Annotated in this window: 27 protein-coding genes and 6 tRNA genes; 11 read left to right on the forward strand and 22 right to left on the reverse strand. The window is 72.1% G+C overall.

Translation table 11 applies throughout. The features are described 5' to 3' along the window. Nucleotides 1-1,112 precede the first annotated feature (1,112 nt). Together ABZT74_RS13315 and ABZT74_RS13320 are read right to left on the reverse strand one after the other, a co-directional pair. Nucleotides 1,113-1,184, reverse strand: a tRNA-Val gene (locus tag ABZT74_RS13315). Between the two features lie 81 nt (nucleotides 1,185-1,265). After that, the gene (locus ABZT74_RS13320; protein WP_355866003.1) at nucleotides 1,266-1,700 is read right to left on the reverse strand and encodes a TIGR02611 family protein; all 435 of its coding nucleotides are present in this window, start codon (nucleotides 1,698-1,700) and stop codon (nucleotides 1,266-1,268) included. Nucleotides 1,701-1,891: 191 nt separating this feature from the next. Here ABZT74_RS13320 and ABZT74_RS13325 point away from each other — a divergent pair, with 191 nt between their 5' ends. Then, nucleotides 1,892-2,305 (forward strand): SsgA family sporulation/cell division regulator, encoded by a 414-nt coding sequence (locus ABZT74_RS13325; RefSeq protein WP_003959770.1) that lies wholly within the window; start codon nucleotides 1,892-1,894, stop codon nucleotides 2,303-2,305. 221 nt (nucleotides 2,306-2,526) lie between these two features. Further along, the gene (locus ABZT74_RS13330; RefSeq protein ID WP_355866000.1) at nucleotides 2,527-3,084 is read left to right on the forward strand and encodes a CGNR zinc finger domain-containing protein; all 558 of its coding nucleotides are present in this window, start codon (nucleotides 2,527-2,529) and stop codon (nucleotides 3,082-3,084) included. Nucleotides 3,085-3,237: 153 nt separating this feature from the next. Here the strand turns inward: ABZT74_RS13330 and ABZT74_RS13335 are convergent, their stop codons facing one another. Together ABZT74_RS13335 and ABZT74_RS13340 are read right to left on the reverse strand one after the other, a co-directional pair. Next, nucleotides 3,238-3,441 (reverse strand): hypothetical protein, encoded by a 204-nt coding sequence (locus ABZT74_RS13335; protein WP_355866481.1) that lies wholly within the window; start codon nucleotides 3,439-3,441, stop codon nucleotides 3,238-3,240. A 195-nt stretch (nucleotides 3,442-3,636) separates the two neighbouring features. Then, nucleotides 3,637-4,110: a hypothetical protein gene (locus ABZT74_RS13340; protein ID WP_356434673.1), complete on the reverse strand. Its 474-nt coding sequence runs from the start codon at nucleotides 4,108-4,110 to the stop codon at nucleotides 3,637-3,639. Between the two features lie 170 nt (nucleotides 4,111-4,280). Between ABZT74_RS13340 and ABZT74_RS13345 the strand changes: the two genes are divergently transcribed. Further along, on the forward strand, nucleotides 4,281-4,811 hold the full coding sequence (locus tag ABZT74_RS13345) for a DsbA family protein (RefSeq protein WP_356434676.1): 531 nt from the start codon (nucleotides 4,281-4,283) through the stop codon (nucleotides 4,809-4,811). A 96-nt stretch (nucleotides 4,812-4,907) separates the two neighbouring features. Here ABZT74_RS13345 and ABZT74_RS13350 read toward each other — a convergent pair whose 3' ends face one another. The 3 genes from ABZT74_RS13350 to ABZT74_RS13360 all read right to left on the reverse strand — a co-directional run bounded on the left by ABZT74_RS13350 (nucleotide 4,908) and on the right by ABZT74_RS13360 (nucleotide 7,765). Next, on the reverse strand, nucleotides 4,908-5,732 hold the full coding sequence (locus ABZT74_RS13350; protein WP_356434679.1) for a GNAT family N-acetyltransferase: 825 nt from the start codon (nucleotides 5,730-5,732) through the stop codon (nucleotides 4,908-4,910). A gap of 81 nt (nucleotides 5,733-5,813) precedes the next feature. Further along, entirely contained in the window at nucleotides 5,814-6,635 is an 822-nt protein-coding gene (locus ABZT74_RS13355) for an aminodeoxychorismate lyase (RefSeq protein WP_356177103.1), read from the reverse strand. An 83-nt stretch (nucleotides 6,636-6,718) separates the two neighbouring features. Next, entirely contained in the window at nucleotides 6,719-7,765 is a 1,047-nt protein-coding gene (locus ABZT74_RS13360; protein ID WP_356434682.1) for a chorismate-binding protein, read from the reverse strand. Between the two features lie 156 nt (nucleotides 7,766-7,921). Here ABZT74_RS13360 and ABZT74_RS13365 point away from each other — a divergent pair. The 5 genes from ABZT74_RS13365 (at nucleotide 7,922) to ABZT74_RS13385 (ending at nucleotide 8,387) form a co-directional block, all read left to right on the forward strand. Beyond that, nucleotides 7,922-7,994, forward strand: a tRNA-Gly gene (locus ABZT74_RS13365). Nucleotides 7,995-8,033: 39 nt separating this feature from the next. Continuing rightward, nucleotides 8,034-8,107 (forward strand) — tRNA-Cys (locus tag ABZT74_RS13370). A gap of 1 nt (nucleotide 8,108) precedes the next feature. Further along, nucleotides 8,109-8,180, forward strand: a tRNA-Val gene (locus tag ABZT74_RS13375). A gap of 19 nt (nucleotides 8,181-8,199) precedes the next feature. Further along, nucleotides 8,200-8,271 (forward strand) — tRNA-Val (locus ABZT74_RS13380). Between the two features lie 41 nt (nucleotides 8,272-8,312). Beyond that, nucleotides 8,313-8,387 (forward strand) — tRNA-Val (locus ABZT74_RS13385). 110 nt (nucleotides 8,388-8,497) lie between these two features. Here the strand turns inward: ABZT74_RS13385 and ABZT74_RS13390 are convergent. The 4 genes from ABZT74_RS13390 to ABZT74_RS13405 form a co-directional block, all read right to left on the reverse strand. Continuing rightward, nucleotides 8,498-8,800: a zf-TFIIB domain-containing protein gene (locus tag ABZT74_RS13390; protein ID WP_081223395.1), complete on the reverse strand. Its 303-nt coding sequence runs from the start codon at nucleotides 8,798-8,800 to the stop codon at nucleotides 8,498-8,500. A gap of 74 nt (nucleotides 8,801-8,874) precedes the next feature. After that, nucleotides 8,875-9,816 (reverse strand): aminoglycoside phosphotransferase family protein, encoded by a 942-nt coding sequence (locus ABZT74_RS13395; protein WP_356434685.1) that lies wholly within the window; start codon nucleotides 9,814-9,816, stop codon nucleotides 8,875-8,877. Between the two features lie 253 nt (nucleotides 9,817-10,069). Further along, nucleotides 10,070-10,279: a hypothetical protein gene (locus tag ABZT74_RS13400; protein WP_355865977.1), complete on the reverse strand. Its 210-nt coding sequence runs from the start codon at nucleotides 10,277-10,279 to the stop codon at nucleotides 10,070-10,072. Between the two features lie 241 nt (nucleotides 10,280-10,520). Then, nucleotides 10,521-10,754 carry a hypothetical protein gene (locus ABZT74_RS13405; RefSeq protein WP_081223398.1) on the reverse strand — a complete coding sequence of 78 codons (234 nt, stop codon included), beginning with the start codon at nucleotides 10,752-10,754 and terminating at the stop codon, nucleotides 10,521-10,523. Between the two features lie 196 nt (nucleotides 10,755-10,950). Between ABZT74_RS13405 and ABZT74_RS13410 the strand changes: the two genes are divergently transcribed. Next, nucleotides 10,951-12,267 carry a serine/threonine-protein kinase gene (locus ABZT74_RS13410; protein ID WP_356177106.1) on the forward strand — a complete coding sequence of 439 codons (1,317 nt, stop codon included), beginning with the start codon at nucleotides 10,951-10,953 and terminating at the stop codon, nucleotides 12,265-12,267. Between the two features lie 34 nt (nucleotides 12,268-12,301). Here ABZT74_RS13410 and ABZT74_RS13415 read toward each other — a convergent pair whose 3' ends face one another. From ABZT74_RS13415 to ABZT74_RS13455, 9 genes are all read right to left on the reverse strand, one after another. Further along, nucleotides 12,302-13,120: an RNA methyltransferase gene (locus ABZT74_RS13415; protein WP_356434688.1), complete on the reverse strand. Its 819-nt coding sequence runs from the start codon at nucleotides 13,118-13,120 to the stop codon at nucleotides 12,302-12,304. A 63-nt stretch (nucleotides 13,121-13,183) separates the two neighbouring features. Beyond that, nucleotides 13,184-14,416, reverse strand: coding sequence for a uroporphyrinogen-III C-methyltransferase (gene cobA / locus ABZT74_RS13420; RefSeq protein ID WP_356177107.1), 1,233 nt, complete (start codon nucleotides 14,414-14,416; stop codon nucleotides 13,184-13,186). Between the two features lie 155 nt (nucleotides 14,417-14,571). Continuing rightward, entirely contained in the window at nucleotides 14,572-18,228 is a 3,657-nt protein-coding gene (gene cobT, locus ABZT74_RS13425) for a nicotinate-nucleotide--dimethylbenzimidazole phosphoribosyltransferase (RefSeq protein ID WP_356434691.1), read from the reverse strand. Nucleotides 18,229-18,573: 345 nt separating this feature from the next. Next, entirely contained in the window at nucleotides 18,574-19,785 is a 1,212-nt protein-coding gene (cbiE, locus tag ABZT74_RS13430) for a precorrin-6y C5,15-methyltransferase (decarboxylating) subunit CbiE (protein WP_356434695.1), read from the reverse strand. Nucleotides 19,786-19,957: 172 nt separating this feature from the next. Further along, nucleotides 19,958-20,596, reverse strand: coding sequence for a GNAT family N-acetyltransferase (locus tag ABZT74_RS13435; protein ID WP_356434698.1), 639 nt, complete (start codon nucleotides 20,594-20,596; stop codon nucleotides 19,958-19,960). Nucleotides 20,597-20,778: 182 nt separating this feature from the next. Further along, on the reverse strand, nucleotides 20,779-21,615 hold the full coding sequence (locus ABZT74_RS13440; protein WP_356177109.1) for a MetQ/NlpA family ABC transporter substrate-binding protein: 837 nt from the start codon (nucleotides 21,613-21,615) through the stop codon (nucleotides 20,779-20,781). A gap of 100 nt (nucleotides 21,616-21,715) precedes the next feature. Continuing rightward, nucleotides 21,716-22,453 (reverse strand): methionine ABC transporter permease, encoded by a 738-nt coding sequence (locus ABZT74_RS13445; protein ID WP_355865950.1) that lies wholly within the window; start codon nucleotides 22,451-22,453, stop codon nucleotides 21,716-21,718. Then, nucleotides 22,450-23,493, reverse strand: coding sequence for an ATP-binding cassette domain-containing protein (locus ABZT74_RS13450; protein ID WP_355865947.1), 1,044 nt, complete (start codon nucleotides 23,491-23,493; stop codon nucleotides 22,450-22,452). Before ABZT74_RS13450 ends, ABZT74_RS13445 begins: the two co-directional genes overlap by 4 nt. 370 nt (nucleotides 23,494-23,863) lie before the next feature. Next, nucleotides 23,864-24,511 carry an HAD family hydrolase gene (locus tag ABZT74_RS13455; RefSeq protein WP_356434701.1) on the reverse strand — a complete coding sequence of 216 codons (648 nt, stop codon included), beginning with the start codon at nucleotides 24,509-24,511 and terminating at the stop codon, nucleotides 23,864-23,866. A gap of 69 nt (nucleotides 24,512-24,580) precedes the next feature. Here ABZT74_RS13455 and ABZT74_RS13460 point away from each other — a divergent pair, with 69 nt between their 5' ends. Beyond that, nucleotides 24,581-24,940 (forward strand): hypothetical protein, encoded by a 360-nt coding sequence (locus tag ABZT74_RS13460; RefSeq protein WP_356177112.1) that lies wholly within the window; start codon nucleotides 24,581-24,583, stop codon nucleotides 24,938-24,940. Nucleotide 24,941: 1 nt separating this feature from the next. Beyond that, complete coding sequence (locus ABZT74_RS13465; protein ID WP_356434704.1) at nucleotides 24,942-25,418, forward strand: hypothetical protein; 477 nt, start codon at nucleotides 24,942-24,944, stop codon at nucleotides 25,416-25,418. 65 nt (nucleotides 25,419-25,483) lie between these two features. Here the strand turns inward: ABZT74_RS13465 and ABZT74_RS13470 are convergent, their stop codons facing one another. Together ABZT74_RS13470 and ABZT74_RS13475 are read right to left on the reverse strand one after the other, a co-directional pair. Continuing rightward, nucleotides 25,484-25,987, reverse strand: a complete 504-nt coding sequence (locus ABZT74_RS13470) for a GNAT family N-acetyltransferase (RefSeq protein ID WP_355865934.1) — start codon at nucleotides 25,985-25,987, stop codon at nucleotides 25,484-25,486. A 57-nt stretch (nucleotides 25,988-26,044) separates the two neighbouring features. Beyond that, on the reverse strand, nucleotides 26,045-26,539 hold the full coding sequence (locus ABZT74_RS13475) for a sigma-70 family RNA polymerase sigma factor (protein WP_356177114.1): 495 nt from the start codon (nucleotides 26,537-26,539) through the stop codon (nucleotides 26,045-26,047). Nucleotides 26,540-26,621 lie beyond the last annotated feature (82 nt).

The following is a 26,621-nucleotide window of genomic DNA, read 5'->3' on the forward strand; positions in this document are numbered from 1 at the left end:
GTGCTTGACGCGCGCAACACGGACCGCCTTGGGTGCGCCCCGAAGAATGGGCCGCCACTCGGCGCCTGTCCCGGACGGTGCCCGCCCGTCCCCAAGCGCCGCCCCGCCGTGGTGAAGTGACGCGGCGTCGGGAAGGCCCGGAATACCGAACTGTTTTCCGTCCGCCGGGCCCGTCCTTCTCAACTCCGACGGCCGATTTCCCGAGCGGAATAATATTTCCCACACCTATCCGCGAATTGAGCCGAACGGACTCCCGTTCTTGTCGTACTTCCGCAGAAATCAGATGGCGTTCCGAAATGCGTGCACCACATTTCCACGGAGACCGGTCACAAGAACTTCCCCCGGAAGTCCTCATAATCCGTGAAGTCCGCTTCACCAACCCTTCGGAAGCTTCCGCTTCTTCCGGGAGGCACGAGTCACGAGCCTCCCGCCGCCCCGAACGGCCCGGCAGACACACCCTCACATGACGGACCGTCACGGTCCGCTCATGGCACCGCCACTGCCTGCCGCGTCGCAGCGGGGCGCACCCGTGATTCGGACAGGACCCGAACGCGCCCCACCCCGCCCGCCTTCTCAGGACCGTGCGACGAGGCCGGCACCCAAGGACGGGACTCCGCAGGTCGGGCGCACACGATCGATTGATCGAACATCTTTCGCATCGCGGGGTGGAGGGGGCGCACGGCCGAAAACGTACGGCCGCGGGAAGCACTGACGACGCTCCTCGGAACGGAGCGTGAGGAGGGGGACCCGACGCCCGGCGGCGGTCGCACCGACGGAAGCGGGCGGCGAGGTGCGGAACAGTCGGTTCGAACCGGCCGGACGACGCCGTCGGGTCGCGCGCGGATCGACACCGACCCGGGCCGCGCCCACCCCCGTCACCCTCGATCACCGCGTTCCGCGGGAACCGGCGGGGTCCCGAGCGGAGCGCCACGGGCCGACCGCCCGGAGGCCGCAGCCCGTTTCAGGACAGGCCCGAGGCAGATGACCTGGGCACATGCACGCCCCGCCGGCTCCGACGGGGACAGTGGCCTCCGCGTCCGGCGGGCCCTCCCGCGCGACAACGAGAAAGGCTCCGGTCCACGAGATCGTGGACCGGAGCCGTTTCGTACAGGTGGGCGATACTGGGTTCGAACCAGTGACCTCTTCGGTGTGAACGAAGCGCTCTCCCGCTGAGCTAATCGCCCGGGCGCAGAGAGAACATTACCCCATGTCAGGGGATGGCTTCGACCAGCACGGACGGCCCGCGGGGGGCCGGGCCCGCCCTGTCACTCCTTGATGTTCCAGGGCATCTCGAAGCCGAACTTCCAGACATACACACCGACGAGGACGGCCACGATCACGAGGCCGATCGTCGTCAGGATGATGTTGCGGCGCCGCACCTTGGGGTCGAGCGCCCGTTGGGTGGCCTCCGTGACCTTGCGCTTCGTCCAGCGCAGCACCAGCTGGGCCCAGACGAACTCGGTCGCCCAGATCGCCATGCCCCCGAAGATCACCAGCCAGCCGGGGCCCGGCAGCGGAAGCATCACCACGCCCGCACCGACCACCGCGAGCCCCACGACGAAAACGCCGACCTGCCAGCTCACGTGCAGCGCGCGTCGCGCCTTGATGAATTCCGGCGCCCGCGAACCGAGCGCTCGTTCATTCTCCGCCTCGTCGTCCGCCATGGCGACCTCGCCCGGCTCGTCACTCCCCGTATTCATACGACCAAACCCTACCCGAGAGAAACCGGTCACCGGAATGGCCCTATCCGGCGAAGGCACCCTCGGCCGGATGAGTTACATAAAGACACGCAAAACCCTCAGAGGGGTTTACAACGGCACCGTAGGTGGCATGTCGATTTCGCCGACGTGCGAATCCCCGAGCGCACACTGAGCGAAAGGCCCTGGCGCTTATGAACACCACGGTCAGCTGCGAGCTGCACCTGCGCCTCGTTGTGTCGAGCGAGTCCTCACTGCCTGTACCCGCAGGACTGCGGTATGACACGGCCGATCCCTACGCCGTGCACGCCACCTTCCACACCGGAGCCGAGGAAACCGTCGAGTGGGTGTTCGCCCGCGACCTCCTCGCCGAGGGCCTGCACCGGCCCACCGGTACCGGCGACGTCCGAGTCTGGCCGTCCCGTAGCCACGGCCAGGGCGTCGTATGCATCGCCCTGAGCTCCCCGGAGGGTGAAGCCCTGCTCGAAGCCCCCGCGAGGGCCCTGGAATCCTTCCTGAAGCGAACGGACGCAGCCGTGCCCCCGGGTACGGAACACCGGCACTTCGACCTCGACACGGAGCTCTCACACATCCTGGCCGAGAGCTGACGCGTCTCCACAGAGCCGCCCGGCGCCGTCCACTCGGGGAGACGGCTCGGGCCTAGACAACCGCATAGGGATGACACCGGCGCCGGCGTCGCGGAAAGTCCGCGGCGGCGGCGCCGGCGCGTGCCCGGGGGCCCACGCCCGTCTCCGCCCGGCCGGGAAGCACTACGATCGGCCAGCATCGGACGGGCGCCCTCGCCCGGCCCCAGGCCAGGGAGCGAATCGTGCTGATCACCCACGACACCCGGTGCTCACTCGACACCGTGGTGGATCTGGTGAACACCGCGCCGGAGGACGAGACGGCCGACGGACTCGCGGACGTCCCGCACCTCGCCGATTTCGTACGAAAGCACGAGATCAGTGATGTCGGGGTGCTGTCGGCGGACGATCTCGCCTCCGTGCACCGGATCCGCGGCCGGTTCGCCGCGATCTTCGCGGCCGATGATCCCCGGACCTCCGCCTCGCTCATCAACGAGCTGATCGCCACGGCCGGCACCACGCCCCGGCTGACGGACCACGACGGCTACGACTGGCATGTCCACTACTTCGCGCCGGGGGCCTCGGTCGCCGACCATCTCGCGGCGGACTGCGGGATGGCGCTGGCCTTCTTCGTGGTCGCCGGGGAGCAGGAGCGGCTGCGCCGCTGCGAGGCCCCGGACTGCCGGCGGGCCTTCGTCGATCTCTCCCGCAACCGTTCGCGCCGCTACTGTGACAGCCGTACCTGCGGGAACCGGCTCCACGTGGCCGCCTACCGGGCGCGCCGCAAGGAGGCCGCGGGCTGAGCGGCACCTCGGGGCTTTCGGGGCACGCCGAGGCACCGGGAGCGGGTGCAGCGGGCGGGAGGGTGGACACGTGGACTCAACGGGCGGCCGCCCCCTCGGGAGACCGGACCGACGGAGCCCTCGGCGGGTGACGCCAGGGGCTCCGTGTACAGCTCAGAGCAGCAGCAGGTCGTGCAGCGAAGCCATGAGTAGCAGGCAGCCGATCACTGTCAGGAAGATCATCAGTGGCGGCTGGGAGAGCGCGAAGAGACAACCTCGCCGCTCCTTGGGCGGGGCGGCGGTGTCGCTCGGTGTTGTGTCCAGCATCTCGCGGGCGATGATGACGCAGGTGGCACCCACTGCGCGATCAACACGCACGGAATATACGGGAGTTCGCTGGATCATGTGACGGGCGTGCCCGAACCTGAACGGTTCCGTACGTTCCGTGCGCCCCGCGTGCGATCTTGTGGCGGGTCGGCCCCGGGAGCCGTACCGCTCCGACGCCGCGCTTCTCGGATCGGACGGATCGAGTGGCGTGCCGCCCTGACGGGCCGCTTCGCCGGTGCCGTGCTCTCAGATGCCGTGCTTCTTGAGGATCGCCTCGATATCGCTGAAGTCGTCACCGGAGCCCTCGGACCGCCGGGGCTGCGCGGCGGGCTTGGCGGTCGGCCGGGCCGCGGGCTGCGCCGCCGGCCGGGAGGCCTGGCCGAGGGACGGGGCCGAGGCCGCCGGGGCGACGGCGTCGCGCTCCGCGGCGGCCTTGGCCGCCCTGCGCTCCTTGCGCGTCCCGCCACCGCGCCGCTCCACGGCACGGGTGATCATGAAGAGCACCCAGGCGCCGCCGAGCACCACGAAGCCGGCCCACGCGGTCGGACTGAACGCGGTGTCGGCCAGCCAGCCGACCACACCGGTCATGACCAGGCCGATCGGCACCAGCGAGTACGCGGCGATGCGGGCCGCCGACAGGAAACGCTTGCGGTAGGCCGTGACCGCGGCGATGCCGAGGCCGGCGACGGAGACGGCTGAACAGACGGTCTCTGCAATCATCCGGTCCTCCAGGCAGGGCTCGGTCGAACGGGCGGTTCGTCCCCTCCATCCTGCACCGTGACCCACCCCCGGGGCCACGCCCCGAGCCAACCTCAGGGACATCTCGGGGATGCCCTCCTCCCCAGGTCCCGGTTGGTCCGCCCCCTTCCGGAGCTGGGAGACTGGGCCCCATGAACGACTCCCCCGCCTCCTCCACCCAGCCTCCGGCCCCCGTCGTCCTGGACGTGTGGTGCGAGCTGCAGTGCGCCGACTGCCGTGACGCTCTCGCCGATCTGCAGGCCCTGCGCGCCCGCTACGGCGACCGTCTGGAGCTGCGGCTGCGGCACTTCCCGCTGGAGAAGCACAAGCACGCGTTCGCCGCGGCGCAGGCCGCCGAGGAGGCCGCCGAGCAGGGCAGCGCCTGGCCGTACGTCGAGGCCGTGCTCGACCGGGTGGCGGAGCTGGACCGCAAGGGCGAACCCCTCCTGATCGAGATCGCCGGGGAACTCGGCCTGGACGCCGAGGAGTTCGACACCGCCCTGATCGACGGCCGGCACATCCTGATCGTCGACGCCGACCAGGCCGAGGGCAAGGCGATCGGCGTCACCGGGACACCGACCTACGTCATCGACGGTGAGCGGCTGGACGGCGGCAAGAGCCAGGAGGGGCTGCGCGAGCGCATCGAGGAGATCGCCGACCGGCTGCTCGCCGAACAGGCCTGACGACCGCCCCGGACCGCCCAACGGGCCCACCTCTCAGGCGGCTTGGCGTGTCGGTCCGGGCCGGACGGTTCTCGTGGCCTGCTGTCGCCCGGCCGGCTACAGCAGGCTCTTGTAGAGGTAGCTCTCGGTCGTCGCGTAGCCGAGGGACTCGTAGAGCCGTTCGGCCGGGAGGTTGCCCGCGAAGACGTTCAGCGCGAGGCGACGGAATCCGGCGGCGGCCGCCTGCGCCTCGGCGATCAGCATGAGCGTCCGGCCGTGGCCGTGGCCGCGGTGGCCCTCACGGACCGCGACGTCGTAGACGAAGGCCCGCTCGCCCCGGTGGCCCAGCCACAGTTCGCCCACCGGGACGCCCTCGTGCTCCAGCACGGTCAGGCGCGCGCCGTCGGTGTCCGGGCCCTGCGGCAGCGCGAGGCCGAAGTCCCGGTCCGCCTTGGTACGCGCCTCGCTCTCGGGCAGGCCGCGTTTCACCCAGTCCTGCGTGTACTCCTGCCGGCCGGTCCGGTCCCAGACCTCGTACTCGGCCCGCTTCATGGGCCGTTCGGCACTGCCCGACGGCAGCGCAGGCGCCGTGCCGTCGAGGGCCTTCTCCATGGCGCGGTTGCGCAGGACGTATCCGAGCGCCCGTGTCAGCCCGAGCGCTCTGGGGGCGTCGCCGGGGACGGCCACCTCGATCTGCCGGCAGCCCCAGCCGCGTGCCACCTCCTCGGCGGCCAGCGCGGCCACGGTGCCCCGGCCGCGGCCCCGGTCGGGTTCCTCGATGCGCAGATCGTGGATCTTGGCGAAGGCGGGCCCGAGCTCGGGGCTCGTCGCCAGGTGGACCGCACCGACCGGGCGACTGTTCACGCACACCTGGTAGCGGCGTGAACGCGTCCCGTTGTCGGCGAGCTGAAGCGGCTCGGTCGGCCGCAGGGTGGTGGTCATCAGAGGAGTTGTACCCCCTGAGGAGTGCGGGGGCAGCCGAATTACCCCCCCGATCGCGGGGTGCCGGCCGCCGCGGACCGGTCAGGGATCGAGGTCGTCGCCCGCGCGCTCGTCGAAGACCCGCATCGCCTTGGCGGTCACCGGGCCGGGCGCACCCGGCAGTTCACGTCCGTCGACCCGGTGCACGGCCTGCACGTCGCGCAGGGTGGACGTGAGGAAGACCTCGTCGGCGCGCTCCAGGACGTCCAGCGGCAGGTCGGTCTCCCGGGCGCCGGTCCACTCGACGGCGAGGGCGCGGGTGATGCCGGCGAGACAGCCGGAGGCGACGGGCGGGGTGTGGATCTCGCCGTCGAGCACGACGAAGACGTTCGACCCGGTGCCCTCGCAGAGTTGACCCACCGTGTTGGCGAACAGCGCCTCGGACGCGCCGTGTTCACGCGCGCGGGCCAGGGCGACGACGTTCTCGGCGTACGAGGTGGTCTTGAGGCCGGTCAGGGCGCCGCGTTCGTTGCGGGTCCAGGGGACGGTGACGACGGCGGTCGCGTCGGGCCGCCGGTCGGAGGCGCCGAGCGCGACGACGAGGGTGGGTCCCTGATCGCCGCGGTCGGAGCCGAGCGGGCCGTGGCCGCCGGTGTAGGTGATGCGCAGCCGGCCGAGCGGCATCGGGTTGGCGTCGATGACGGCGGCGCAGGCGCGGCGCACCTCGTCGGCGTCGGGTTCGGGCAGCCCGAGGCCGCGCGCGGAGCGGGCCAGCCGGTCGAGGTGACGGGTCAGCGCGAACGGCCGGCCGTCGACGGCCTTCACGGTCTCGAAGATGCCGTCACCCACGGTCAGTCCGTGATCGAAGACGGAGACGCGGGCGGTGTCGACGTCCTGCAGCCCGCCGTCGAGCCAAAGCTTCACTGGTTACCTCGCATGAGAGTGCCGGACACGTCGTCCGGAGTGGCGTCGTCGCCCCGGTGGTGTGTGCGGTGCCCGGGCCCGGCTCAGGGGGTGGGGGTCCCGTCACCCGCCTCGTACACTCCCGACGCTACCGCGAGCAGCCGGGACGCCTTCAGTTCGGTCTCCCGCCACTCCCCCTCGGGGTCGGAGCCCCAGGTGATGCCGGCTCCGGTGCCGAAGCGCAGGAAGGCGTCGGCGCGGTCGATCCAGAAGGTGCGGATGCCCACGGCCAGCTCACCGGTGCCGCGGTCGGCGTCGACCCAGCCGATGCCCCCGCAGTACGGGCCGCGCGGCACGGTCTCCAGGGTGTCGATGATCCGCAGGGCGCTGGACTTCGGCGCTCCGGTGACGGAACCGGGCGGGAAGGCCGCGCCGAGGAGTTCCGGCCAGCCCGCGTCGGCGCGCAGCTCGCCGTGGACGGCGGACACGAGGTGCACGAGGCCCGGGTGCTTCTCGACGACACACAGGTCCGGCACGCTCACGCTGCCCGGGACACAGACCTGGCCGATGTCGTTGCGGACGAGGTCCACGATCATGACGTTCTCGGCGTAGTCCTTCTCCAGCAGGTCCGCCTCGGTGCGACCGGTGCCCTTGATCGGCCCGGACTCGACCGCACGGCCCGAGCGGCGCAGGAAGAGTTCCGGAGAGGCCGTGGCTATCTCGACACCGTGGGCGGGCAGCCGGATCGTTCCCGCGTAGGGGGCCGGGTTGCCGTGGGCCAGCAGGGCGGTCAGCGCGTCCACGTCCGCGTCGGGCGGGAGGGGCGCGGACAGGACCCGGCAGAGGTTCGCCTGGTAGACCTCGCCGGCGGCGATGTGCTCGCGGATCCGGCGTACGCCCGCGGTGTACGCGGCGCGGTCGAGGGACGACGTCCAGTCACCGGCGGCGGGTCCGTGCCATCGGCCGGGCACCGGCGCGGGCACCGGCTCCCGGCGTACGTCGCGGAAGCGGGCGCAGGTCAGGCGCCCCTCGAAGTCGGCCGCGACGGCCCAGAAACCGGCCGAGTCCAGAGCGGCGGGATCGCTGGTGACGTCGAGGAGACCGGTCGCGACGAGACCGCCGAAGCGGGCGAGAGGAGGGTGGTCGAGCACGCAGCCGAGTCTAGAGCGGGTGTCCCGCGGGTGCCCTGACCATGTCCTCGGGCGGACAGGGGGCAGCACGCTGCACAAACGCGTTTTTGTGCTGGCCCGGGAATCCGCTAGAGTTCAACTCGTCGCCGGGCCGCGCAAGCGGAACGGAAACGACAAGCGGACGTAGCTCAGTTGGTAGAGCGCAACCTTGCCAAGGTTGAGGTCGCCAGTTCGAACCTGGTCGTCCGCTCGCAGGAAGTGGGGGATCTTCCCGAACCCCCGCACTCCTGGTGGAGTGGCCGAGAGGCGAGGCAACGGCCTGCAAAGCCGTCTACACGGGTTCAAATCCCGTCTCCACCTCCAAGGACGATTAGCTCAGCGGGAGAGCGCTTCCCTGACACGGAAGAGGTCACTGGTTCAATCCCAGTATCGTCCACTGGTCCGCAAGGATCCCCGCGCGATTAGCTCAGCGGGAGAGCGCTTCCCTGACACGGAAGAGGTCACTGGTTCAATCCCAGTATCGCGCACGCAGTATGAGCAGCAAGCGTGGCTTCCGGCCGCGTGACCTGCGCGATTAGCTCAGCGGGAGAGCGCTTCCCTGACACGGAAGAGGTCACTGGTTCAATCCCAGTATCGCGCACCACCCGAAGCCCCCGGCCGTCTCGTACGGTCGGGGGCTTCGTCGTGCTCCGGCCGTGCCGGGGCACGCACGGCGAAGGGGCCCCTCCGTCGCGGAGGGGCCCCTTCGGTCGTTCAGGACGAGAAGAGCATGTGGCCGAAGCTCTTGTGACGGTGGTGGCCGCCGTGCCCGCCGTAGTGACCACCGCCGTGGCCGCCGTGCTGCGGGGCTCCCCACGCGGGCGCGGGGGCGGACGGGTACGCCTGCGGAGCGCCCTGGGGCGGCGGCGCGGGCTGCGACCACTGCGACTCCACGCGCGTCAGCGCCTCCAGCTCGCCGTAGTCGAGAAATATCCCGCGGCAGCCGCTGCACTGCTCGATCTGGACGCCATTGCGGTTGTACGTGTGCATCGGCGCATGGCATTTCGGACACTGCATGCTCGGCTCAACTCCTCGCCGGTCGGTACTGCTTCCGCCAGGACAGACACTGCCCGGCTTCGGTCGGTTGCACCCTACGTCGCGAAACCTTGACCCAACTCGGGTGGTTCACCACTCATTCGGTCACAGGCGTCGACGACGGCCTGCTGCACCTCGTCCAACGGCCGGTCCGCCGCCGCGGACTTGGCGACGGCCAGGGCCGCCGTCTGCACGGTGAGGGCACGGGCGGCGACGTCCAGGGAAGGCCAGGGATCGCCTTCTACGGGGACGGCCGGGCCGCCCGCGTCCTGGTACGCGGTCAGGAAGCGGAGCCACTCGTCGGGCGGGAGCAGTCCGCAGGCGTACCAGGCGGCCGGCCTGGCCAGGTCCCAGGTGGGGTCGCCGGCTCCGAGGTCGTCGATGTCGATGAGGACCCACGGGCCGTCCGGCGCGGGATGGCGGACGAGCTGTCCGAGGTGCAGGTCGCCGTGACAGAGGGTCGTGGCGGCCATCGGCGCCTGCGCCCGGGCCCAGTCGGGCAGGCCGGCCCAGGCCCGCAGCACGGGAGCCGCACCCGGGTGCGGTCCGGCGGCGCGCAGGCGGGCGATCGCGCGGGCGGCCTTGAGCGGCCCGCGCATGGGCGGCAGACCGACGGGGACGGGAGCCCGGTGCAGTCGGGCCAGCAGGGTCGCGGCCGCCTCCCAGGGAGCCGCGTCGGGGGCGTCGGGGTCGACGGGGCTGCCGTACGGCCAGAGGGTCACCTGGCGGCCGAGGAGGCCGGCCGGGGTGCTGGCCAGCGGAGGCAGCAGGACGCCGGGGAGTTCCGCGGCCACGGACAGACGGCGGGCGAGTGCCGCGGGGTCGGTGTCCGGGGCGTGGGCCTTGGCGACGGTGCCGCCGTGCCGGACCACGGTGCCGTCGTCCCGATCGGCGAGCAGCGCGTCCTCGGCGGCGCAGGAGCAGTCCGTGTCGCTCGCGGGGTGGGCCGCGTACCGGGCGCTGGCGGTGAGCGCGGGCAGCAGGGTGTCTGCGGTCACGGGTCCCCCTGAGGTAGTACGACGCCTGCCGGTGAGCGTACGCAGACGAGGCAAGGGCGGAAGGGCCGGCCCGCGCCTCGCGGCACCCTGCCCGCGGGCACCCGGCGCAACACCCGCGGCGGGCATGAAGAATGCCCGCGCAGCTCCCCAGCTGCGCGGGCATTCCTCGTGCCGTCCGCCGCACCCCCGTCCCCACGGGGTTTCATGGCCGGATGTCCCCGCCCGGACCGCTCTTCCGGGCCTGGGGCGCCGCTCAGCGCCCCAGCATCACGCCCACGGACGACGCCTGTGTGACCACTGCGTCCCAGCCGCCGAAGACGACTACGAGCAGGGCCGCCAGTGGAAGGACCATGGCTGTCGCCACCAAGGGGTGGCGCTGCCCCTGACGACGGGTGCCGAACGCTGCGCCGTACGCTCTGCGTCCCTGCGTGCGGAGCGCTGTCCGCGATGCCGTCCGGGTCATGGTCCCTCTCCTGACCGAGCTTCTGTTGTGGTTGGCAGCGGCGGGTGCTTGACCTCGGGGGACGAGTGCTGCACCCGCCGCTTGACCTCAAATCTAGGCGCGCGCCGAGGACGGGTCGTCATGCCCTCGTACCGATTGCCGGGCCTCCCGGAGGATGAGCGATGACCTGCGGAGTACTCCCCTGGGTGGAGACGGGGACCCAGGTCTCAGGGTCTTCCCGGACAGGGTGTCCGATGTGCCCCTACTGTTCCGAACTGTCCTCACGGGGCACCGGCTGCTCGACGAGCGCGAGCACCCGAGTCGCCATGAAGCGGGCGGTCCGCACCACTGATCCGCTTCGGGTGACTTCGCTCACTTCCACCACCCCTCGGCGCACCGCTGTCTCCACCCGGCGACCCGCCCTGCTCGCCACCACCTCGTACGTACGCGTCGTGTCCCCTGCGTCCACCACTATCTCCACGCGGTCACCCTTCACGGGCTCAATCCCCCTTCTGCGACGGGTGGTTGGGATACCGAGCTCCCCAAAGAGGTCCTGGGCGCACGCTCCCTGACCACCTTTCAAGTTTCCCACCCGGCACTGACAATCGATCGGGACGAGAGGGCGCGGCCTCTGCGCGCACCCGGCCGCGGAAACGTAAGCTGTGGCTCGTCAAACGGACCGGGCAGCGGGGATGGACATGGCGATGATGCGCCTGAGGCGCGAGGACCCGCGTGTCGTCGGCTCGTTCAGGCTTCACCGACGGCTCGGCGCGGGCGGGATGGGCGTTGTCTACCTGGGCTCCGACCGGCGCGGACAGCGGGTCGCACTGAAGGTGATCCGGCCGGATCTGGCGGAGGATCAGGAGTTCCGCTCGCGGTTCGCCCGTGAGGTCTCGGCGGCCCGGCGGATCAGGGGCGGCTGCACGGCGCGGCTCGTCGCCGCCGACCTGGAGGCCGACCGGCCGTGGTTCGCCACGCAGTACGTGCCCGGCCCCTCCCTGCACGACAAGGTCTCGGAGGAAGGGCCCCTGTCGGCCGCCGACGTGGCCGCCGTCGGTGCGGCCCTCTCCGAGGGGCTCGTCGCGGTGCACGAGGCGGGCGTGGTCCACCGCGACCTCAAGCCCTCGAACATCCTGCTGTCCCCGAAGGGGCCGCGGATCATCGACTTCGGCATCGCCTGGGCGACCGGGGCCAGCACGCTCACGCACGTCGGTACGGCCGTCGGCTCGCCCGGCTTCCTGGCGCCCGAGCAGGTGCGCGGCGCGGCCGTCACCCCGGCCACGGACGTGTTCGCGCTCGGCGCCACCCTGGCGTACGCCGCGACCCAGGACTCGCCCTTCGGACAGGGCAGTTCCGAGGTCATGCTCTACCGGGTGGTGCACGAGGAACCCCATCTGCAGGGTGTGCCGGACGCGCTCGCGCCGCTCGTCCGCGCCTGCCTGGCGAAGGACCCCGAGGAGCGGCCCAGCACGCTCCAACTGTCGCTGCGGCTCAAGGAGATCGCGGCACGCGAGGCGCAGGGCATGCCCGACGTACGGCCGCCGGCGCCCCGCAACGACCCGGACCGTCCGTCGGGCCGGCTGGCCGAGCAGTACGCCGAGCAGCGCACCCAGCGGCGCCCGCAGGCCACTCCCCCGCCGCGCACCGGAGGGACGAGCGGCGGATCACGGTCGGGGGCGCGTCCCGCTCCGGCCCGCAACACCGGGCGTTCCGGCAGCAGGCCCGCGCCCCGCAGCGGCGCCGGGCGGCCGGGGCCGCGGACGACCGGCACGGGCCGGCGGCCCGCCAATCCGCGGCTGCTGCGCCAGCGCCTCTTCGTCTTCGTCGTGGTGACGCTGCTGGTCGCGCTCGGGATCGCGGTCGCCCAGGGGTGCCAGGGCCCGGCCCGGGGGCTGGACGACGGAAACCCGCGCAAGGACGTGCGCCGAGAGCAGCCGGCGTTCACACCGCTGCCGACGGACGACCTGATGGCCGACACGTACCGCGGTGACATGCACCTGGACGGCTGAGGGCGCGGGCGGCCGGTGGCCGTCCGCGCGGACGTCAGCTCTCGGGGCGGCCCGTGGCCACGGCGTAGAAGGCGACCGCCGCCGCCGCTCCCACGTTCAGGGAGTCGACCCCGTGGGCCATCGGGATGCGGACCCACTCGTCGGCCGCCATCAGCGCGCGGGTGGACAGACCGTCGCCCTCCGCGCCGAGCATCAGCGCGACCCGGTCCATGCGGTGCGGGGCCGCCTCGTCGAGGGACCTGGCCTTCTCGTCCGGGGTGAGGGCGAGCAGGCTGAATCCGGCGTCGCGGACCGAGTCCAGGCTCCTCGGCCAGGCCTCCAGCCGGGCGTACGGGACGGAGAAGACCGCGCCCATCGAGACCTTCACGGAGCGGCGGTAGAGAGGGTCCGCGCAGTCCGGTGAGAGCAGGACCGCGTCCATGCCGAGGGCGGCGGCGGAGCGGAAGATGGCGCCGATGTTCGTGTGGTCGTTGACCGACTCCATGACGACCACCCGGCGCGCGGTGCGCAGGAGTTCGTCCGAGGTGGGCAGCGGCTTGCGCTGCATCGAGGCGAGGGCTCCGCGGTGCACGTGGTAGCCGGTGACCTGTTCGGCGAGCTCCGGGCTGACCGCGTAGACGGGCGCCGGGAGTTCGTCGATGACGTCGCGCATGACGTCGACCCACTTGGCCGACAGGAGCATGGAGCGCATCTCGTACCCGGCGTCCTTGGCACGTCTGATGACCTTCTCGCCCTCGGCGATGAACAGGCCCTCCGCGGGTTCGCGCTTGCGGCGCAGTTCCACGTCGGTCAGGCCCGTGTAGTCGCTCAGACGCGGGTCGTCGGGGTTGTCGACGGTGATGAGATCGGCCACAGGGTGATACTGCCTTGTCCTGGGTGCGGTGCCAACGGCTGGGAACGGGTTGGTTACCCGTGGTTACTGAGGGGTTCCGGGGCCCGCGTTCACGACCTCGCCGATGACGATGACGGCGGGCGGGCGAACGTCCTCGGCGCGGACCGTCTCGGCCACGGTGGCCAGGGTGGCGTCGACGCGGCGCTGGGCGGCGGTCGTGCCCTCCTGGACGAGGGCGACGGGGGTGTCGGCCGGCTTGCCGTGCGCCACGAGGGTGTCGGCGATCCTGCCGATCTTGTCGACGCCCATGAGGACGACGAGGGTGCCGCGGAGCCGGGCGAGCGCGGCCCAGTCGACGAGCGAGCGCTCGTCGTCCGGGGCGACATGGCCGCTGACCACGGTGAACTCGTGTGCGACACCCCGGTGGGTGACCGGGATGCCGGCCGCGCCCGGGACCGAGATCGAGCTGGAGATGCCGGGGACGACCGTGCAGGCGATGCCCGCCTCGGCGAGCGCCTGCGCCTCCTCCATGCCGCGGCCGAAGACGAACGGGTCGCCGCCCTTCAGCCGGACCACGGACTTGCCCTGCTTCGCGTGCTCGATGAGCGCGTTGTTGATGGCCTCCTGGGCCATGTACCGCCCGTACGGGATCTTCGCCGCGTCGATCACCTCGACGTGCGGCGGGAGTTCGGCGAGCAGGTCGCGGGGGCCGAGCCGGTCGGCGATCACCACGTCGGCCTCGGCGAGCAGGCGGCGGCCGCGGACCGTGATGAGGTCGGGGTCGCCGGGTCCGCCGCCGACCAGGGCGACACCGGCGGTCCGGGTGCGGTGGTGCGGCGCGACGAGGGTGCCGTCGCGCAGTCCCTCGACCACGGCGTCACGGATCGCGGCGGTGTGGCGGGGGTCGCGGCCCTTGGCGTTCGTGGTGAGGACGGCGACGGTCACGCCTTCGCTGTGGCCGGTGGCCGGGGTCCAGGCGGTCGCCCGGTCGGCGTCGTCCGCGCGGACGCACCAGACCCGGTGGCGCTCCGCCTCGGCGGACGCCGCGGCGTTGGCGTCCTCGTCGGTCGTGGCGATCAGCGCGTACCAGGCGTCGGCGAGGTCACCGTCCTCGTACGCGCGTCGGGTCCAGGTGATCTCGCCGGCGTCCGCCATCGCCTCGACCGACGGCGTGGCCCCCGGTGACACGAGGTGGACGGCCGCACCTGCCGCGATGAGCGCCGGGAGCCGTCGCTGGGCCACCTGGCCGCCGCCGAGGACGACGACACGACGTCCGGTCAGGCGGAGGCCCACGGGGTAGGCGGGGTGTTCGGCCATGGAGGTGCGACTCCTCGTACGGGCAGGCGGTGCGGACGGGCGCGCTGCGACATCGGAGCTGCCCTGACGTGGGGATCTTAGGTGCGCGTCCAGCCTACGGCGGCGCCGGGTGGGCGGCGCGGAGCGCCTGCCCACCCGGTCCGCCGCCGGTGGACCTACTTCTCGGTCACGCCGGCCGAGTCGAACGTGGCCACCTCGTGCATGGCGCGGGCCGCGCTCTGCACCACGGGGAGGGCCAGCAGGGCGCCGGTTCCCTCGCCGAGGCGCAGGTCGAGGTCGATCAGCGGGCGCAGGCCCAGCTTGTTCAGGGCGGCGACGTGACCGGGCTCGGCGCTGCGGTGGCCCGCGATGCAGGCGGCCAGGACCTCGGGGGCGATCGCGCGGGCCACCAGGGCGGCCGCGCCGGCGCTGACGCCGTCCAGGATCACCGGCGTGCGCAGCGACGCGCCGCCGAGGAGGAGGCCCACCATGGCCGCGTGTTCGAGTCCGCCGACGGCCGCGAGGACGCCGATGGGGTCCGCGGGGTCCGGCTGGTGGAGCTCGACGGCGCGGCGGACGACCTCGGTCTTGCGCGCCAGGGTCTCGTCGTTGATGCCGGTACCGCGTCCCGTGACCTCGGAGGGGTCGGCGCCGGTGTAGACGGCGATCAGGGCGGCCGACGCGGTGGTGTTGGCGATGCCCATCTCACCGGTGAGCAGTGCCTTGTTGCCGGCGGCCACGAGGTCGCGGGCGGTCTCGATGCCCACTTCCAGCGCGGCCACGACCTCCTCACGGGTCATGGCCGGACCCGTCGTCATGTCGGCGGTGCCCGCGCGGACCTTGCGCGGCAGCAGACCCGGAGTGGCCGGCAGGTCGGAGGCCACGCCCACGTCGATGACGCAGACCTCGGCGCCCACCTGGTTGGCGAAGGCGTTGCAGACCGCCCCGCCGCCCAGGAAGTTGGCCACCATCTGACCGGTGACCTCCTGCGGCCACGGCGTGACGCCCTGCGCGTGCACCCCGTGGTCACCGGCGAAGATCGCGACGGCGGCCGGCTCGGGGATCGGCGGCGGGCACATCCGGGACAGGCCGGACAACTGCGCGGAGATGATCTCCAGCATGCCGAGGGCGCCCGCGGGCTTGGTCATCCGCTTCTGGCGTTCCCACGCCTCGCCGAGCGCCTTGGCGTCCAGGGGGCGGATGTTGGAGACGGTCTCGGCGAGCAGGTCGTGCGGCTCCTCGCCGGGCAGCGCGCGGCGGCCGTACGTCTCCTCGTGCACGACCCAGGACAGCGGGCGGCGCTTGGACCAGCCGGCCTGCATCAGCTCGGGCTCGTCGGGGAACTCGTCGACGTACCCGACGCACAGGTAGGCGACGACCTCCAGGTGGTCGGGGAGCCCGAGGGCGCGGACCATCTCCCGCTCGTCGAAGAAGCTGACCCAGCCGACGCCGAGGCCCTCCGCGCGGGCGGCGAGCCACAGGTTCTCGACGGCGAGGGCGGAGGAGTACGGGGCCATCTGCGGCTGGGTGTGCCGGCCCAGGGTGTGCCGGCCGCCGCGGGTCGGGTCGGCGGTGACGACGATGTTCACCGGGGTGTCGAGGATGGCCTCGATCTTCAGTTCCTTGAACTGCTTGGCACGGCCCTTGGGAAGCGACTTGGCGTAGGCCTCGCGCTGACGCTGGGCGAGTTCGTGCATGCTGCGCCGGGTGTCGGCGGAGCGGATGACGACGAAGTCCCAGGGCTGGGAGTGCCCGACGGACGGCGCGGTGTGCGCGGCCTCCAGGACCCGCAGCAGCACGTCGTGCGGGATCGGGTCGCTGCGGAAGCCGTTGCGGATGTCACGGCGCTCACGCATCACGCGCAGCACCGCCTCGCGCTCGGCGTCGTCGTAGCCGGGGGCCGCCGGGCCGCTGGACTCTCGTACGTCTTCCACTGCGGCCGTGCTCTCCTCCTGGTCGGCGACCCGGGTGTCCAGGTCCTCCGCGAGCTGCGCGGCGACGGGTTCCGGCTCCACATCGAGCGGGCCGGGATCGGCGGTCTCCCCGGGCGCGGCCTCCGCCTCGCGCGGCGCGGGAACGGCCGGCTGCGCGACGGGCTCGGCGTCCGCGTCCACGAACGCGCCGGCGGGCTCCTCCGCCGGTACGGGCGCCGCGACGAACTCGGGCTCCTGGACCGGCGGCTGCTCCTCCACGGGAAGCGGCGGCACGGTCATGGCGTGCGGCGGGGTCGGCGCCAGGTGCGGCGTGGTCGGCACCTGGCCCTCCACGGGCACGAACCGGCCGAGGGAGTGGTCCGCGGAGGGCTCGAGGGGAGCTCCGGCGAATCCGGGGGCGCCTGTCGGCTCCTGGTGGTGCGGCTCGCCGTGCGGGTGGCCCGGCGCCGGGTGGGAGGCGTCCGCGTGTGCGGCCACGCCGACCGGGACGCCGTGCGGGGCGTGCGCCGCGGCGTCCTCGGCGAAGGCGACGCCCTCGGGGGCGAAGGCTCCGTCCACCCGCAGGGCGGCGCCGTTCGAGGTGAAGGAGGCGTCGGCGAACGTGGCCGGCTCGGTGAACTCCCCTGCCCGGAAGGCGTCGAGACCGTCGACGGGACGGCCGTGCGAGGCGTCGGCGGTGTGCGCGGTGAGAGCCGACAGGGCCGACTCGGACGCGTCGAAGTGCTGGACGGAAGGCTGCTCGGCGTCCGCCGGAGGTGCCTCTTCCGCGAACGCGGCGGCCGGCTCCGGCAGATGACCGTTCTGTTCGGCGAACTGGGCCGGGGGCGCCGCGTACACGTCCTGCTCGCCGGTCTCCTGCGGGGCCTGCGGGGCGACGAGATCCTCGACCGGCGCCGGGTACGGCTCGGGCGCGAAGGGCTCGGCGTCCGCCTCCGCGGGGGTGTCCGTCCCGTACAGGGAGAGGTCGGTGTCGGTGTCCGCGGGCACCGCCTGCCCGGCGGCCTGGACGGAGTCCGGCGTGCCGAGGGTCAGCGGGGTGTCCGGGAACTGCGGGGCGTCGGAGACCTGGGGTGCCGACGGGACGTCCGTAGCGGGCGCGGCCTCGTCGACGGGGCTCTTCGCCGAAGCCTGGGGGACGTCCTGCACGTCGGCGTCCTGGAGGTCGAACGCCGCTTCCGCGGCCTCGGGCGCGGGCACCGGTGCGGTCTCCGGGTCCTGGCCGTGGTCGAAGGGGGCGGCCGGGAACTCCGGCTCCGGCACGGCGCTCGCGTCGTCCGGCGCCTCGGCGTCGGCTGCGGCCACGGGGGCGGTGGAATGCTCCGGGACGACCGTTTCTGCAGCCGGGACCTCAAGGCCCGCCTGCGGAGCGCCCCAGGCCACGGCGCCCTGCGGCGAGGTGTCCCCCGTGGGCGGCACGTCGAGGTACTCGGGTCCCACGGTCGGCGGCCCCGCGTGGCGCAGCGGGGTGACCGGCGCGGCCATGGGGCCGGGGCGCGAGCCCGCGGGCCCGCGGTCGGCCAGCGAGCGCACGGGGCTGGAGGAGCCGTCGGGCGTGGGCGGACCGAGGTGCAGCGGGCGCCGTGGCGGCACGGGCTGCGGAGCGGGGACCTGACCGGCCGTGCGGACGGCGCCGAGATCGACCGATCCGGTGTCGCGTCCGGCCGTCTCGTGCGGGCCGGGCTCGTGGGCGAACGGCATGGGGGCCGGCGGCGGCACCTCGTTGCCCCAGGCGCCCTGGGCACCGGGGGCGCCCGGCAGCAGAAGCAGGTCGTCGTCCTCGGCGGGGCTCACGGAGGGGTCGAGGTAGGTGTACGCGCCCGGCGCGGCGACGCCCGGCTGCTCCACCATGCCTGCGCTCTCCGGCATTCCCTCGCCCGGGACCTGGCCGGTGTCGGTCATGCGTACCCCTCGCCCATCGGTTAGTGCTTCCAAGTCCAGCTCGCCCGGAACGGCGCACCGACCGCCCCGTAGTCAAGAACGAGCGTGCGTGCCCAGCGGCACGAACGACCGGCCAACAAAGACGACAAAGCCATTAACTGGCATTGTCCCGGTCGTTCCGCCCTCGCGGCTGCATGATCCGCGAGCGCCTGCTGTGGACTACGCCACGTTGCGCGTCCTCCGGTTCTGCCGTACCACACACGCCTCAAAACGGGCGGGTTTTCCGGACATTGGCCTACGAAAGGCCGACCCCACGGGAGCGGTACAACGATCGGCCAGCCTACCGCGCGCAGTACGACAACAGGATCACGGGGCGCGATCCGGCAGACGGCCGCTGAGCAGGAACGCGACGCTCCGCTCCTTCTCCGTCCAGGCCCTCGTGTCGAGTTCGACGGACTGGATGAGAGCGCACTCGACGTCGTAACCGTGTTCGGTCAGGTCGCGGCCGATGAGTTCGGCGGCGTCACGGGTGGAGGCGTGCGCGACGATGCGCTGGGGACGGCGGTCGGCGACGGCCGAGACGACGGCCGCTCCCCCACCGCCGATGCGGACGACATCCGGTTCGGGCAGGTCTTCCAGGATGTGCGGCGCGGTGCCGTGCACGACCTGCATCTGGACGCCGAAGCGCCGCGCGGCGTGGTCGGTGCGGGCGCAGGAGCCCGGGCTGCGGTCGACCGCGATGACGGCGGCGCCGGTACGGGCGGCCTCGGTGGCGAACGCACCGCTGCCGCAGCCGATGTCCCAGACGAGGTCGCCGACGCGGGGTCCCAGACGGGCGAGTTGGGCGGCCCGCAGCAGATCCGATTCGCCTTCGCCGAGGGCTCCGCCGTACGTCTCGGCGGGGAGCGCCCAGCCGCGTGGTCCGGCGCCGGGCTCACGGCCCGCTATCCAGCCGCCCCCTTCGGCGGTGGCCACGAAGCCGCCGATGACGATCACGACGTTGGGGTCGCGCCAGGTGTGGTCGGCCGCCTTGTCCGAGGTCAGCATCGTGACCTGTTCGGCGGACGTGCCGAGTTCCTCGCAGATGACGAAGGTGCGGTGCACTCCGTCGAGCAGCAGACCGAGTTCGGCGGGGCCGGCGCCCGGCGAGGTGAGGACGGCGACCTTGGTGTGGGCGCGGCACACGTTCACCGCGCGGCGCAGCGTACGGCCGTGGGCGACGACCACCTGTGCGTCGTCCCAGGGCATCCCGGCGCGGGCGAAGGCGGCGGCCACCGCGGAGACGGCGGGGACGACCTCGACCTCCAGACCGAACTCGGGAGCGCGCAGGGTGCGGACGACGCCGAAGAATCCGGGGTCCCCGTCGGCGAAGACGACGGCGGTACCGCGGTGGCCGGCGATGCGGCGGGCGGCGAGCGCGACGCTGCCGAGGCGGATGCGTTCGGCGCGCTCGGGCACCTCGGGGAGCGCGAGATGATGGGCCGCACCCGCCACGAGGGTGGCGGCGCCGAGGGCGGAGCGCGCGGCTGCGGTCAGCGGCGAGCCGTCCCAGCCGATCACCGTGACCCGGTCGGCCATCGTCGTCAGTCTCCAGAAGGTCGTCGCGGGTTCTCAGGCGCAGCCCGAGCGGGCTCCGTGAGGGTACCTGGTGTGCCCGGACGGTGCCGTGCCGGTCCGGACGGCGCGACGCGCGGACCCCCGTGCGCCGGCACTTCCGGCGCGCGGACTGCCCTCCCTCTGCCCGCCCCGCTCAGTTCCAGTCGTTGTACGAGGTGTAGCCGCCCGCGTCGGCGTGGTGCTCGCCGACGTCCTCCAGGTCCTCGGGCAGCAGGCTCCACACGATGAAGTCGGTGCGCAGGTCGACCCAGGTGCCGTCCTCGGTCCGGGTACGCGCTATGCAGGCGTTGCGCAGCACACCCTCGCTGATGCAGCCGATCTTCTGGGCGACCTGCTGGGAGGCGGTGTTGTCGGCGGCCGTGCGCAGTTCGAGGCGCTCGAACTTCTGCTCCCGGAAGAGCCACCGGGCGGTGGCGAGCGCCGCTTCGGAGGCGTAGCCCTCGCCCCGCGCCCAGGGGGCGACGATGTAGGAGAGCTCGGTGGAACGGACGCGCCAGTTGGTCTTGCCGAGCTGGATGACGCCGACCAGGCGCTGGGTGAGGAACTCGGTGACGGCGAGGTCGAGTCCACGCCCCTCCGCGCGTTCCGTGGGCGCGTAGTCGCTGATCCAGTGGCGGGCGCCGTCATGCGAGAACGGCTGCGGGATCGACGTCCAGGCCGCCACCATCTCGTCGTTCATCATCTCGGCCAGCGGAGCGACATCGTCATCGTCGAGCGCACGCAGGACCAACCGCTCCGTGCTGATGGAGATGTCGGGGAAGGTGCTCGTCATACGACGCTCCGTAACCGTCGGGGACTTCGGACCTGATGTACCGCCAGGTCCGCTGAACTGCCCAGCATGCAGCATGAAACCACCGAACGGCACAACGGGGTCCACTCCCGGTAGTGGAGTGGACCCCGTGCGGTGACCGGGAGGCCGTGCGGCCCCGCGGCCGGTGAACTGCCGCTCCTCGCCTACTTGAAGGAGGGGATGACGGAGCCGGCGTACTTGTCCTCTATGAACTTCTTGACCTCGGGAGAGGTGAGGAGCTTCGCGAGCTTCTTCACGCGCGGGTCGTTCTCGTTGCCCTTCTTGACGGCGAGGAAGTTGCCGTAGGGGTTGTTCGTCGCGGACTCCAGGACGAGGGCGTCCTTGGCGGGCTTGAGGCCGGCGGAGATGGCGTAGTTGCCGTTGATCACCGCGGCGTCCACGTCGTCCAGGGAGCGGGGCGTCTGAGCGGCCTCGACCTCCTTGAACTTCAGGTTCTTCGGGTTCTTGGAGATGTCCTGCGGGGTCGCCTCGTTGCCGACGCCGTCCTTGAGGGTGATGAGCCCCTTGGAGGCGAGCAGCTTCAGGGCACGCGCCTCGTTCACCGCGTCGTTGGGGACGGCGACGGTCGCACCGCTCTTCAGGGCGTCGGAGCTCTTCACCTTGTGGGAGTAGAGGCCGAGCGGCTCCAGGTGCACCGTGACGACGGGCACGATGTGGGTGCCGCGCTTCTTGTTGAAGTCGTCCAGGTACGGCTGGTTCTGGAAGTAGTTGGCGTCCACCGAGCCGTCCTCGGTCGCGGTGTTCGGCACGATGTAGTCCTGGAACTCCTTGACCTCCAGGTCCAGGCCCGCCTTCTTCGCCAGGTTCTTCTTGACGAAGTTGAGGATCTCGGCGTGCGGGACGGGGCTGGCGGCGACGACGAGCGGGCCGCTCTTGTCGGAGGAGGACGCGGAGTCCTTGTCGGAGCCGCAGGCGGAGAGGCCCAGGGTGAGGGCTCCGGCGGCGAGGACAGCGGTGGTGATCTTGGCGGTGTTACGCACGAAAAGTGCCTTTCCTTATGGGTGGTGCTGCCCCGTCATGAGGCGGACGGGGAAAACGAGGGGGGTGGGTGCCGGCGGGCGGCGCGGGCCGGCCGGTGTGTCAGGCGACCTTGCCGACGTCCGCGGCGGAGGGCTCCCGGGACTTCAGGAACCGCAGCTTCGGAGCGGCGCCGGACTGGCCGCCGCGTCGGTGCAGTCCGCGGGCGGCGTAGTCGCCGGCGAACTGGATGACGGAGATGACGACCGCGAGGATGGCGACCGTGATCCACATCATTCCGGTCTCGAACCGCTGGTAGCCGTAGCGGATCGCGATGTCGCCGAGGCCGCCCGCGCCGACGGTGCCGGCCATCGCCGAGTAGCCGATGAGGGCGACGATCGTGGTGGTCGCCGAGGAGATCAGCGAGGGCAGCGACTCGGGTACGAGGACCCGGCGGACGACGGTCCAGGTGTTGCCGCCCATCGCCTGCACGGCCTCGACGAGTCCGCCGTCCACCTCACGGACCGCCGTCTCGACCAGGCGCGCGAAGAACGGGATCGCGCCGACGGCGAGCGGCACGATGGCCGCCTCCCGCCCGATGGTCGTCCCGGTGATCGTGCGCGTGAAGCTCATCAGCGCGACCATCAGGATGATGAACGGCAGCGAGCGGGCGACGTTCACGACCTGCCCGACGATCTTGTTCACGACCACGTTCTGCAGGAGTCCGCCCCGGTCGGTGAGGACGAGCAGGACACCGAGCGGGAGACCGCCGACGATCGCGATCAGCGTGGACCAGCCGACCATGTAGAGCGTGTCCCAACACGCCTGGGACAGCAGGGGCTGCATCTCGGACCAGGTCACTTGGCACCTTCCTTCACCAGCACGGACTCCTGGGCGGCCTGTTCGACGACGTCGATCTGCAGGCCCTGCTCGCGGAGGAAGCCGATGGGGACGACGTTCTCCTCGTAGCCGCCGGGCAGTTCGATGCGCATCCGGCCGACCTGGCGTCCCGCGACGGTGTCCATCGCGGCGCCGAGGATCGAGATGTCGATGTTGTAGGTGCGCGAGAGCTGCGAGATGACCGGCCGGGTCGCCGCCTCGCCGACGAAGGTGACGTCGATGACGGTGCGGTCGTCGCCCGACACGTCCCCGCTGACCGGGAAGAGCGCGGAGGCCAGTTCGGAGCCGGGCGTCGCGAGGAGTTCGCTGACGGTGCCGGACTCGACGACGCGGCCCCGTTCCATCAGGGCGGCCGAGTCGCAGATCGACTTGACGACGTCCATCTCGTGCGTGATGAGCAGGACGGTCAGGCCCAGCTGGCGGTTCAGGTCGCGCAGCAGCTGGAGGATGGAGCGGGTGGTCTCCGGGTCGAGCGCGCTGGTCGCCTCGTCGGAGAGCAGCACCTTGGGGTCGCCGGCCAGGGCGCGGGCGATGCCGACGCGCTGCTTCTGACCGCCGGAGAGCTGTGCGGGGTAGGCCTTGGCCTTGTCGGAGAGGCCGACCAGGTCGAGGAGTTCGAGCGCCTTCGAGGACCGCTGCCTGCCGGAGATGCCGAGGATCTCCAGCGGCAGTTCGACGTTGTCCTGCACCGTGCGCGAGGACAGCAGGTTGAAGTGCTGGAAGACCATGCCGATCCGGTTGCGGGCCCGGCGCAGTTCGCGGCCCGCGCGCGGGCCGCGCCCGGCGAGGGCGGTCAGGTCCTGTCCGGCGACGGTGACCGTGCCGGCGGTGGGGCGCTCCAGGAGGTTGACGCAGCGGATGAGGGAGGACTTGCCGGCGCCGGACTGACCGATGACGCCGTACACCTCGCCTTCGCGGACATGCAGATCGACGCCGTCGAGGGCGGTCACTTCACGGCCGCGCGAGCGGTAGACCTTGGTGAGGCCCGTTGTCGTGATCACTGGGGGGATTCCGTCACTGTCGAGTGCGGGCGTGGGTGTACGCCGGGGCACGGGTGCATGCGGGCGGGAACGCGGCACGGGTTCTCGCGATGGCGAGTGAACCGGAGGGAGAACAGGTGCGCGGGGCAGCCGGGTCACGTACGCGGTACGGACACAGGGCGCGGCGATCCCGCTTCGGGGCGCGGGATCAGGCGGTGGTGCGGGGGCCCTCTAGAAGGCGCGCATTCGACACATACAGCGAGCACCGGGCGTCATGGTCGCCTCGGTCGCAAGGATGCGGCTGCTCGTCGTGGTCATGGGATGAAGTAAAGCAGACGCCAAGTGGGGGCCCGCCACCGCTGTCCGAATAGCGGACAGTGGTGGACGGTGTTCAGTCCCGGGCGGAGAGCTCCACGCCCCCGGCGGTGACCAGTACCGACAGGGCGGAGAGGTCCGCGACGACGTGGTCGGCGTCCAGCTCGTGGGCCCGGTGCGTTGTGGCCAACGCCACGGTGGTCATCCCGGCGGCGCGGCCCGACTGGAGTCCGGCCGGGGCGTCCTCGAAGACGACGCAGCGGGCCGGGTCGACGCCCAGCCGACGGGCGGCGAGCAGGTAGGGCTCCGGGTCGGGCTTGCCGCGGGTGATGTCGTCGGCGGCGATCAGCGTCTTGGGGAGGATGCCGACCTCGGCCAGCCGGGCCTCGGCGAGCCGGCGGGTGGCCGAGGTGACGACGGCCCAGCGCTCGGCGGGCAGGGCGGCGAGCAGGGCGAGAGTGCCGGGCAGCGGGACCACCCCGCCCGCGACGTCCTCGAGTTCCAGCTGCTCGACCCTGGCGAGGGCCTCGGGGGCGGTCTCCGGGGGCAGCAGGTCGGCGACGATCTCGGCGGCGGGGCGGCCGTGCAGTTCGATCCGGGCGAAGTCCTCGGCGGTGATGCCGTACTCCTGCGCCCAGCGGGTCCAGCAGCGGTTCACCGAGTCCAGGGACGAGACGAGGGTGCCGTCGTTGTCGAACAGGAGGGCGTCAGCGTGGATCTTCATGCCTTCGACCCTAAGGGGCACCCCGGGGGCGAGCGCATCAGGCCTTTTGGCCCGTAATAGGGTCACGGCATGCTTGATGCCCTGACGGTTGCGACGACCGTCGCCGCGCTCGCGCTCGCCGCCTGGTGCGGCTGGGCCGCCTACCGTGATCAGCCGACGAAGGACTGGCACTTCATCGGCATGGCCGTGGTCTCGCTGCTCGCCGCGGTCCAGCTGGTGGTCGGCGTGGTCCAGCTGGCACGCGGCGAGAAGCCGGAGCAGGGCACGACGATCTTCGTGGCGTATCTGCTCGGCGCCTTCGCGTGTGTTCCCGCCGTGGGATTCATGTCGCTGGCGGAGCGCACCCGCTGGGGTTCGGCCACGGTGGCGGCGGGCGGCATCGTCCTCGCCGTGCTCGAAGTGCGGCTCTATGACATCTGGGGAGGCTGAGATGACGGCCACGGAGGAGAACGCGAGCGTGCCTCGGGACGGGCGGGACGACACGGTGGACGAGGTACCGGCGGCCACCGGGCGTACCCGCCTGATCAGCGGCCCGGGCATCCTGCTGGTCTGGCTGTACGGGGTGATGGTGGTCGGCGCGGTCTCGCGGTCGGCCGTGCAGATCTCCACGGAGTTCGACAAGGCGCCGCTCGCCTACTCTCTCTCCGCCGTCGCCGGTCTCGTCTACGGCTTCATCACGTACTCGCTCGTGCGGGGCGGGGAGAAGGCGCGCAGGGCGGCGCTGGTGTGCTGCGCCGCCGAGCTCGCGGGTGTGCTGATCGTCGGGACCTGGACGCTCGTGGAGCCGTCCGCCTTCCCCGACGCCACGGTGTGGTCGGACTACGGCATGGGCTATCTCTTCATCCCGGTCCTGCTGCCGCTGTCGGCCATGTACTGGCTGCGCAAGGCGCGTACGGCCACCCTCTAGGACCGCTGCGGCCGCCGGACCCGGCTCCCGCCGTCGGGCGGGGTGGAGGCCGACGGCCGTGGCCGTCAGGCGCTGGTGGCGTACGCGACGGTGTCGGCGCCCTTGGCGAGGGTCACCAGGGTCAGCCGCTCGTCGACCCGCTCACGGGAGACGGGCGCGTAGCCGTGCTTGCGGTAGAGACGCAGGTTGTGCTCGCTGCGGTGGCCGGTGAAGAGCTGGAAGGACTTGGCCGCGCCGTCCGCGCCGAGCCGGGTCTCGATCGCGGCGAGCAGCCGTCCGCCGAGGCCGTGCCGCTGCATGCGCGGGTGGACGATGAGCTTGTTGATCCGGGCCGTCCCGTCGGCGTCGACAGCGCCCCGCACGGACGCCACCACCTCGTCGCCGAGCCGGGCCACCAGGACCGTGCCGCCCGCGAGTTCCGCCCTGAGGGAGTCGAGCGGCTGGGTGAGCGGCTCGATGCCGTAGTCGCCGTACAGCTCGGCCTCGCTCTGGTAGCAGAGGTACTGCAGCTTCAGGATCTGTTCTGCGTCCTGCTCGGTCGCCGCCGAGATGGTCACGCTCATGCCCATGTGTGCATGCCTCCCGCTCACCTGTTCACCGGTCGTCCCCCACTCCTATCCCCGTCGTCAGTGGGCCGCAACCTCCACCGCAAGCAATCGCCGCAGACATCCCAGGCATCTGGAACGTTCCGGACCCAAGCTGCCCTGTGAGATACCCAACTCGCCTGCGATCTCCCGGTACGTGAGGTCTTCCGGGGAGAGCAGCGCGGCCATCAGTCCACGACAGCGGCGGGGCAGCCGGCGCACGGCCGCGTGCACTTCACGGCGCCGGTCCGCGGTCATCGCCTGCTGTTCGGGGCCGTGCCGCCGGTCGTCCGCGGGCTCGACGGCGTACGGCTGCTCGACGCGGGCGGTACGACGGCTGCGGCGGGCCTCGGAGCGCACCGCGCGGCGCACCCATCCCGGCGGGTCGGCGGGCGGGCCTGCGGTGTTCAGCCGCTCCAGGAGGCGGAGCCAGACGGCCTGTTCCAGATCGTTCTGCTCGGTGCCGGACGCGTGGGCCTCGGCCGACGCCTCGGCGGCGAGCAGCGGCCGGAGCGCGGAAACCATCTCGTGGGTCATGTGCGGCACGACGCGGCCGCCCCGGCAGGAGGTTGCCGGGACGGCCGGTTGTCACCCCATCCGGGGTGGTGGAGGCGCCGGT

Source organism: Streptomyces sp. NPDC005302 (genome assembly GCF_040607345.1).
In the GTDB taxonomy this organism is placed as follows: Bacteria; Actinomycetota; Actinomycetes; order Streptomycetales; family Streptomycetaceae; genus Streptomyces.